This window comes from Cedecea sp. B1(4), assembly GCF_059414925.1.
In genome coordinates this window covers 1-222 of the sequence record NZ_JCAHMZ010000407.1, presented here as the reverse complement: position 1 = coordinate 222, position 222 = coordinate 1, and the positions used below count along the sequence as shown (strand labels likewise).

The following is a 222-nucleotide window of genomic DNA, read 5'->3' as shown; positions in this document are numbered from 1 at the left end:
GTGGCAGCATCTGGAAAACGTCAAAAACCGGCTGCTGGAGCTGTCTGACGTCGATGATATTAACTTCGACGGTTATTTGTTCGAGTCCTGGCCGCTGAACGAGCCCGGGCGTTAATTCTCAATAAGGCCAGCTAATTAGCTGGCCTTTTCTGATCTGTTTATCTCACCTGTATATGCTCAGGCGCTTAAACCCTTCACTGTAAATGGCCGCGAAAGCGGCCT

1 pseudogene is annotated in these 222 nt (G+C 50.0%); it reads left to right on the top strand.

What is annotated here, in order from left to right:
- Positions 1–115, top strand: a pseudogene (locus ACR6JA_RS23490) (GntR family transcriptional regulator); the annotation flags it as partial.
- Between the last annotated feature and the right edge of the window lie 107 nt (positions 116–222).